The organism is Hyphomicrobium sp. (genome assembly GCF_020852195.1).
In the GTDB taxonomy this organism is placed as follows: Bacteria; Pseudomonadota; Alphaproteobacteria; order Rhizobiales; family Hyphomicrobiaceae; genus Hyphomicrobium_C.
Genome location: NZ_JADZBI010000248.1, coordinates 20,322 through 27,947, shown reverse-complemented (window position 1 = coordinate 27,947; position 7,626 = coordinate 20,322). Strand labels below are relative to the sequence as shown.

General features: G+C 67.8%; 6 protein-coding genes. 1 reads left to right on the top strand and 5 read right to left on the bottom strand.

Features of this window, described 5'->3' with window-relative positions; all coding sequences use genetic code 11:
* The coding region (locus tag IT540_RS20475; protein WP_291181729.1) for a Clp protease N-terminal domain-containing protein at window positions 1-807 on the bottom strand (807 nt) is incomplete at its 3' end.
* Between the two features lie 208 nt (window positions 808-1,015).
* Between IT540_RS20475 and IT540_RS20470 the strand changes: the two genes are divergently transcribed.
* The gene (locus IT540_RS20470) at window positions 1,016-1,771 is read left to right on the top strand and encodes an MOSC domain-containing protein (RefSeq protein ID WP_291181728.1); all 756 of its coding nucleotides are present in this window, start codon (window positions 1,016-1,018) and stop codon (window positions 1,769-1,771) included.
* Between the two features lie 160 nt (window positions 1,772-1,931).
* Here the strand turns inward: IT540_RS20470 and IT540_RS20465 are convergent, their stop codons facing one another.
* From IT540_RS20465 to ptsP, 4 genes are all read right to left on the bottom strand, one after another.
* On the bottom strand, window positions 1,932-2,723 hold the full coding sequence (locus IT540_RS20465) for a DUF4167 domain-containing protein (protein WP_291181727.1): 792 nt from the start codon (window positions 2,721-2,723) through the stop codon (window positions 1,932-1,934).
* A gap of 529 nt (window positions 2,724-3,252) precedes the next feature.
* Window positions 3,253-4,167, bottom strand: a complete 915-nt coding sequence (prmC, locus tag IT540_RS20460; protein WP_291181726.1) for a peptide chain release factor N(5)-glutamine methyltransferase — start codon at window positions 4,165-4,167, stop codon at window positions 3,253-3,255.
* The gene (gene prfA / locus IT540_RS20455) at window positions 4,157-5,242 is read right to left on the bottom strand and encodes a peptide chain release factor 1 (protein ID WP_291181725.1); all 1,086 of its coding nucleotides are present in this window, start codon (window positions 5,240-5,242) and stop codon (window positions 4,157-4,159) included. The genes prmC and prfA overlap by 11 nt, the downstream gene beginning before the upstream one ends.
* A gap of 29 nt (window positions 5,243-5,271) precedes the next feature.
* Complete coding sequence (gene ptsP, locus IT540_RS20450) at window positions 5,272-7,530, bottom strand: phosphoenolpyruvate--protein phosphotransferase (protein WP_291181724.1); 2,259 nt, start codon at window positions 7,528-7,530, stop codon at window positions 5,272-5,274.
* Between the last annotated feature and the right edge of the window lie 96 nt (window positions 7,531-7,626).

Genomic DNA, 7,626 nt, shown 5'->3' with positions numbered 1-7,626 from the left:
CGTCACCTCGTTGAGCACGCTCTTGAGCCGCTCCTCGAACTCGCCTCGGAACTTGGCGCCCGCGATCAGCGCGCCCATGTCGAGCGCGAGCAGCTTCTTGTCCTTGAGGCTTTCGGGCACGTCGCCCTGCACGATGCGCTGCGCCAAGCCCTCGGCGATCGCCGTCTTGCCGACGCCGGGCTCGCCGATCAGCACGGGATTGTTCTTCGTGCGCCGCGAGAGCACCTGGATGGTGCGGCGGATCTCCTCGTCGCGCCCGATCACGGGGTCGAGCTTGCCGTTGGCTGCTGCTTCCGTGAAGTCGCGCGTATAGCGCTTCAGCGCCTCGAAACTCTGCTCGGCCGATGCGCTGTCCGCCGTACGCCCCTTGCGAATCTCATTGATGGCCGTGTTGAGCCGCTCGGGCGTGACGCCCGCGTCGGCCAGGATCTTTCCGGCCTCCGAGCTCTTCTCGAGCGCGAGCGCAAGCAGAAGCCGCTCGACCGTGACGTACTTGTCTCCCGCCTTCTCGGCGATCTTCTCGGCATTGTCGAAAACACGCGCCAGCTCCGGCGCGAGATAAAGCTGACCGGCCCCGCCGCCGCTGACCTTGGGCCGCTTGGCGAGCAGACGCTCGACGGCAGCCAGCGCCGCCTTAGCGTCACCGCCGGCGCGGGCGATAAGCCCGGATGCCGCCCCTTCATTGTCTTCGAGAAGCACCTTGAGCAGATGCTCAGGCGCGAATTGCTGGTGTCCCTCACGGAGCGCGAGACTCTGGGCCGACTGCACGAACCCCTTTGCGCGATCCGTATATCTTTCGAAATCCATGGGAATTAACCTCCTCAGCGCGTTTCCCCGCCCGACTTCCGGCACGGATTGGAACGCCGTCACGAATGGATAGTCTTGCGGCCGCAACCGAGCCCGTTAGGCACCCGGCAGCGACCGACTGAACGAGATATAGGGCTGCCTAGCATCGTATAAAGGGGGCGCCGTTGCGTCGTATCAAAACGCCGGCCGCAGGACAGAGGGAGCGCGAATGACGGGCGTGGTTACGGGGCTCTTTCGCTATCCGGTCAAGGGCCTCTCGCCCGACCCGTTGCAGAGCGTCACGGTCGCGGCCGGCGGAGCCCTGCCTTATGACAGGGCCTGGGCCATCGAGAACGGCCCCAGTCGCTTCGACCCTGCGAGCCTGCAGCCGGTCCCGGACATCAGCTTCCTGATCCTGATGCGCGACGAGCGCCTAGCGGCCCTCGAGGCGCGCTTCGAGGAGGAGACCCAGCGTCTGGTCCTTCTGCGCGGCGGCCGCCAAGTGGCGAGCGGCGACCTCTCGACCCCGTCAGGCCGCCAGGTCATCGAGCAGTTCATGGCCGCCTTCATGGCCGACCGGCTGCGCGGCCGCCCCAAGATCGTGGGCGTCCCGGGCCACACCATCACCGAGGGCGGAGTGCCTTGCGTCCACATCATCAACCTCGCGACACTGCGCGAGCTGGAGCGCGTGATGGGACGCACCATCGACCCGATCCGCTTCCGCCCCAACCTGATCGTCGACGGCCCGGACGCCTGGGCCGAGCTCGCCTGGGTCGGCCACGAGATCGCTATCGGTCCGACCCATCTCAAGGTGGTCGAGCGCACGGGCCGCTGCGCGGCGACCAACGTCGATCCCAAGACCGGCCCCCGCGACATGGACATTCCGGCCGTGCTCAAGCGCGCCTTCGGCCACACCGACTTCGGCGTCTACGCGACCGTCGAGACCGGCGGCACCCTCACCGTCGGAGACCATCTGACCTTATAGACACTGTCCTGTTCAGGCAGATGCCGTCATGGCCGCGATGGCGGCCATCCACGCCACTATCGGAACGATAGGTTTCTGACGCCGCGCCAAAAATCCCAAGCAAAAGGCCGCGGACACCGCCGCGGCCCTTCAACAAGTCGATGCTACTCAGGCAAGCGCCTCAGTCGCCGCTGCCCTCGACGGCCGGCGTCGGCGCCGAATCGCCGTCCTCGGCCGCGCTCGCCTCACGCCGCGGGCGGCGCACCGGACGGCGCAGGAACTCGGGCTGCTCGTGATGGGGAACCGTCTGCCGCTCGCGCCGGGGCTGCGCCTCGACGCCGATGTCCGGCTGCGGCGCGCGGTCGGGCCGGTCGGCGCGCTCGATCCGCTCCGGCCGGTCGCCGCGCGCAAACCGCTCGCCGCGCTCGTGCCGATCCGAATACCCGCGGTCGCCGCCACGATCACGATCGCGATCACGGCCATGGAACTGACGCGGCCCGCGATCGTCATAACGCTGGCCTTCGTGCTGGCGGGGCTGCCCCTCGCTGCGCGCGGGCTGTGAGTAAGGCTGCTGCGCCTGCACGTCCGAGCCGAACTCGCCCTCGTCGTCACCGAAGTCGTCGCCCATCGGCACCGGCTCGCCGAACCCGGCCGGCCGCGGACGTCCCGCGCCGTTCTGCAGGTCGCCGCCCTGGGCCATCTGCTGCTCGCGGAAGGCCATGATGATGCGGTTGTAGTGCTCCGCGTGCTGCAGATAATTTTCTGCCAGAACCGGATCGCCGGAGGACTGGGCGTCACGCGCCAGCGCGATGTACTTCTCGGCGATATGGGCGGGTGTGCCGCGCAGCTTGACGTCCGGCCCCGTGCTTTCGAAGCTCCGCGTCAGCGGGTTCTGCCCCTTGCGATGCTGATTATTGTTATTGTTGTTGTTATTGCGGCCGCGTCCTCTGCGGTTCTGCTGTCCCTGCCTCATGGGCTCCATTCTCGACAGTTGTGGAAATTAAACGCACCGCGCACGCACGCGTGGGCAGCACGTAGCGAAACCCTCGTGGCCCTTCGGCCGCGTTCTGCTTGACCATGATCGCCTCGGATCCCCTAGGTCCGACGCGCAAATCACTGGCCTGATCAAAGACCTGGACCGGCTCCCCGGCTCACACCATCCCCCGGCTGCGGCTCACGATTAACTCGCGTGCGCACGACGACCAGGATTACGCGGACCCCCGCGTCCGCCAGCCAGATCCGTCTCTCTTTTCGTGCTCGAACGACAGCCGCATGTCCGAAAGGGAGGAGCGTGAGTGCGATGGGCGTTCTCGTCGCTATCGGGGGTCTGCCGTTACGGCACCGCTGACAGCTCTGATCGCTTTATCTCGCATCTCATCATGCGCTAAATGATGACAGCCGGATCGCCGAATGGGCCGCTGTCAAAACGAGCTGCGCATGAGGTTAAACCTTCTGACAGGTACATTAGACCCGACGCGCACCAAATCCAAGCGTTTTTAGCGTCATGGATAATATTGTGTCCGCACGGCAACACAGCGTGTGTGCTGCCCCAAATCCTTCCACAGCCTGACCTCTGGGGGGGCATCCGACCCCGCCGCGCGGCGGAAAATCGATTCGACGTCGGCCGCCTGCCCGGCGCCCACTTCGAGCAGCGCCCAGCCCGCGGGCACGCATCCCTTCAGGTCCTTTGCGAGCGCACGATAGATGTCGAGGCCATCCGCACCGCCATCGAGTGCAGCCGTGGGATCGAAATTCCGCACCTCAGGCTCGAGCGCCGCGATATCTCCGCGCGCAACGTAGGGCGGGTTCGAGACAAGCAGATGGAACGTCCCTTCCACGCCTTCAAGGGTGCGGCGCTCGAGAAACGTCGCACGGGATGCGACGCCGAGCCGCTCCGCGTTCTCCTGCGCCACGGCCAGCGCCGCCCTGCTGATGTCCGTTCCGACGCCAGTCGCCAGCGGCAGCTCCGCGAGCAACGTCACGAGCAACGCACCCGAGCCCGTCCCCACATCGAGAATGCGGATGGGCGCATCGCGCCAGCCTTCCTGGTCGGCGATCGCGAGCGCCGCCTCGATCACTGTCTCCGTGCACGGCCTCGGATCAAGCGTCGCCGGCGTGATGCGGAACGTGCGCCCGTAGAAGCCGCGCCGGCCCAGAATGCGCGACACCGGCTCGTGCCGGGCGCGCCGGCGCGCGAACTCTGCGAGCCTCTGCGCCTCGCCATCGGAAAGACGGCGCATGGGCTCCCGCACGAGGTCGGTCGCGGAGATCCCGAGCGCCTCGATCAGCAGCAGGCGCGCATCCCGCGCCGCCCCTTCGATGCCCGCCGCGTCGAGAACGCGCGTCAGCGCCGCCGCCGCCTCCCGCGCCGCGAGACCGGCGAACGACACGGCTTCCATGTCGGCATCAGGCACCATGGCGTTCCATCGCCGCCAGCGCCTCGGCCTGATTCTCGGCGATCAGCCGGTCGATGATCTCGTCGAGCCCGGCGCCTTCCATAACGCGGTCGATGTTGTGCAGCGTCAGGTTGATCCGATGATCCGTCACGCGCCCTTGCGGAAAGTTGTAGGTGCGGATGCGCTGCGAGCGGTCGCCCGACCCGACCTGGCTCTTGCGCGCCTCGCTGCGCGCGCTGTCGGCGCGCTCCCGCTCGAGCTCGAACAGCCGCGAGCGCAAGACCTGCATGGCGAGGCGGCGGTTCTGATGCTGCGACTTCTCGGCCGAGACCACGATGATGCCGGTCGGCAGGTGCGTGATGCGCACGGCGCTGTCGGTCTTGTTGACGTGCTGGCCGCCGGCACCGCCCGCGCGCATGGTGTCGATGCGGATGTCCTGGTCCTTGATGTCGATGTCGATGTCCTCGGCCTCGGGCAGCACGGCCACGGTCGCCGCAGACGTGTGGATGCGCCCGCCGCTCTCGGTCGCCGGAATGCGCTGCACGCGGTGCACGCCGCTCTCGTACTTGAGCCGGGCGAACACGCCGCGCCCCGTGATCGACGCGACGATCTCCTTGTAGCCGCCGAGATCGTTCTCCGACACCGAGATGATCTCCGTCGTCCAGCCCTTGAGGTCGGCGTAGCGCTGGTACATACGGAAGAGATCGGCCGCGAACAGCGCCGCCTCGTCGCCGCCGGTCCCGGCGCGCACCTCGAGGATAGCGCTCTTCTCATCCGCGGCGTCCTTGGGCAGCAGCAACACGCGCAGCCGGTGCTCGATCTCCTCGACGCGCGGCCCGATCAGCGCGATCTCCTCGCGCGCCATCTCGACCACGTCCCTGTCCTGGGCGGGGTCCGCGACCAGCGCCTCGAGATCGCTCTGCTCCTGTTCGGCCACCTCGAGCTCGCGCACCGCGGCGATCAGCGGCTCGAGCTCGGAAAGCTCCCGCGTCAGCTTGACGTAGGTCGCCTGCGGCGCGCCCTGGTTGAGCTCGGCCTGGATGGTCTCGTAGCGCTCGACGAGCCGCGCGAGCTTTTCTTTCGGAATGACGCTCATGGATCTTCGATGAGGGGGCTATCTGGTCTTTATATCTCGATGCCGTGGCGCACGGCGAAATCTTCGAGGTCGGCCCTGAGGCTTCCGCTGCGCCCGGCCAGCAGCTCGTCGAGCAGCGCCGTGATCTTCCCGGCGTCGAGCGCGCGGATCATGGTCTTGACCGGCCCGATCGAGGCCGGCGCCATCGACAAGGTCCGGAAGCCGAGCCCGATCAGCGCCATGGCCTCGACGGGCCGCCCGGCCATCTCGCCGCAGAGCGTCAGCGGCACCTGGTGGCGCCGGCACGCCCGCGCGAGCTGCCTCAGCGCCCTGAGCGAAGCCACCGACAGCGAATCGAACCGGTTCACGACGCGCGAGTTCGAGCGGTCGGCGGCGAACAGGAACTGCATCAGGTCGTTGCTGCCCACTGACACGAAATCGACGCGCGGCAACAGCTCGTCGAGCTCGAACAGCACGCTCGGCACCTCGATCATGGCCCCGATCAGGAGCTTCTCAGGCAGCTTCGCGCCGCGCTTGACGGCAAGGTCGCATTCCTTGTCGATCAGCACCTTGATCTCGTCCATCTCGGTCGCGACCGAGACCATGGGGATCATGATGCGAAGCTCGCGCCCCGCGCCTGCTCTGAGCAGGGCCCGGATCTGCACGCGGAACAGCGCCGGCCGGTCGAGCGACATGCGGATCGCCCGCCACCCGATGGCCGGGTTCTCCTCCGGCACGTGCGGCAGGTAGGGGAGGATCTTGTCGCCGCCGATGTCGAGCGAGCGGAACACCACCGGCTTGCCCTTGGCCTCGTCGAGCACCGCCTCGTACGCCTGCGTCTGCCGGTCGACGCGCGGCAGGCTGTGCGAGAGCATGAACATGAGCTCGGTGCGGAAGAGCCCGATGCCGTCCGAGCCCGATTCCTTGACGTGCGGCATGTCCGCGAGCAGCCCCGCATTGATCTGCAATGCGATGCGCTCCCCGTCCGTGGTGACGGCCGGCAGGTCGCGCAGCGCCTCGTACTGCTTCTGCCGCCTGGCCCGGAAGCGCACCTTGTCGGTATAGGCGGACACCACATCCGCCGAGGGCCGCACGTGCACCTCCCCGATCACGCCGTCGACGATAATCGCGTCGCCCGCCGTCACGCGCTCGACGATGCCCTCCGCCTGCCCCACGGCGGGGATGCCGAGCGCTTTCGCCACGATCGCCACATGGCTCTGCCCGCTGCCGTCCTCGATCACGAGGCCGCGCAGCCGCGAGCGGTCGTAGTCGATCAGCTCGGCGGGACCCATATTGCGCGCCACGAGAATAGTGTCCGTCGGCATCTCCTGCGGGCTGAGCGGCCCGGTCGAGACGCCGGCCAGGATCCGGAGCAACCGATCGGAGAGATCGTCGAGGTCGCGCTGTCGCTCGCGCCAAAAGGGATCGGGCTGCTTCAGCATGCGCGCCCGCGTGCCGTTCTTGACGCGCTCCACCGCCGCGTCCGCCGTGAGCCCGCTCTGCACCGCCTCGCGCAGGCGGCGCTCCCAGCCGCGGTCGTGCGCGAACATGCGGTAGGCTTCGAGCACGTCCCGGTGATCCCCCGCGCCCGACAGAAGCTCGTGGCTCAGCATGTCGTCGAGCGAGGTCTTGAGCTCCAGGAGCGCATCCTCGAGCCGGCGCAGCTCCGCAGCCGGATCGTCCGACATCAGCTTGGTGACGACGATCCGGGGCTCGTGCAGTATCACGTGGCCGAGCGCGATGCCGTCCGAGATCGGCTCGCCCCGGATCACGCGCGACAGCGCCCGCGACAGCTCGATGGCCGAGCCGACCCCGGACACGGCACCCGAGACCAGGTGCTCGGCGACCACCATCGCGGTGGCCTGCATCACCTCGACGTCCTCGTCGGAGTACTCCTTGACCGTGCGGTTCTGCACCACCAGCACGCCGAGCACCTGCCCGCTCCTCTGAATCGGCACCGCCAGCAGGGAGTGGTAGATCTCCTCACCTGTCTCCGGCCGGTAGGAGAAGGCGGGGTGCTTGGCCGCGTCCGGCTCGTTGATCGGCACCCCGATCTCGGCGCACCGCCCGACGAGGCCCTCGCCGCGCTTCAGCATGGTGGCATGCACCGCCGTGGGGTTGAGGCCCTCGCTGGCGAACAGCTCGAGCGACCCGTCCTGCCGGCGCAGATAGATCGAGCACACGTCAGCCACCATGACGCCCGCGATCTGGCGCACGATCTTGTCGAGCCGCTCCTGCCCGTCGGAGGGCTCGGCCATGATGTCGCGCAGCCGGCGCATGATGACACGCAGCGCCGGCTCGGAGGGCATCACACGGGGCTCGTCGCCGCGTCTCGAGTGCATGAGCAGTTGGCCGTCAAATAAGAATCCGCATTACCCTCGAGGGAGGGATCATGGGCCGTTATA

Bases quoted from the DNA above. Each gene is read 5' to 3' on its own strand.
- ptsP (WP_291181724.1), bottom strand. From the start codon at position 7,530: ATGCCCTCCGAGCCGGCGCTGCGTGTCATCATGCGCCGGCTGCGCGAC.
- IT540_RS20470 (WP_291181728.1), top strand. From the start codon at position 1,016: ATGACGGGCGTGGTTACGGGGCTCTTTCGCTATCCGGTCAAGGGCCTC.
- IT540_RS20465 (WP_291181727.1), bottom strand. From the start codon at position 2,723: ATGAGGCAGGGACAGCAGAACCGCAGAGGACGCGGCCGCAATAACAAC.
- prmC (WP_291181726.1), bottom strand. From the start codon at position 4,167: ATGGTGCCTGATGCCGACATGGAAGCCGTGTCGTTCGCCGGTCTCGCG.
- prfA (WP_291181725.1), bottom strand. From the start codon at position 5,242: ATGAGCGTCATTCCGAAAGAAAAGCTCGCGCGGCTCGTCGAGCGCTAC.